The sequence below is a fragment of the Photorhabdus africana genome, from assembly GCF_035181445.1.
GTDB lineage: Bacteria > Pseudomonadota > Gammaproteobacteria > Enterobacterales > Enterobacteriaceae > Photorhabdus > Photorhabdus laumondii.
Genome location: NZ_JAXBVE010000341.1, coordinates 1 through 223, shown reverse-complemented (window position 1 = coordinate 223; position 223 = coordinate 1). Strand labels below are relative to the sequence as shown.

The 223-nt window shown below is 56.1% G+C and carries 1 protein-coding gene; it reads left to right on the top strand.

Annotated elements, in window-relative coordinates; translation table 11 throughout:
- The coding region (locus tag SLS51_RS24015; protein WP_323840946.1) for a two-partner secretion domain-containing protein at positions 1–223 on the top strand (223 nt) is incomplete at both ends.

Below are 223 nucleotides of genomic sequence, written 5' to 3'. Positions count from 1 at the left end.
GATTGAAGTGGCCGGGCATAAAGCCGAGGTGATTATTGCCAATCCTTCGGGCATCACCTGTAACGGTTGCGGGTTCATTAACGCGCATCGCACCACGCTCACCACCGGACAGGCCCTGATGGAGCGGGGCCGGTTGAAAGGGTTTGATGTCAATCAGGGGGAAGTGCGGATTGACGGGCACGGCATGGACAGTACACAGCAAAGTTACACCGATATTATCGCC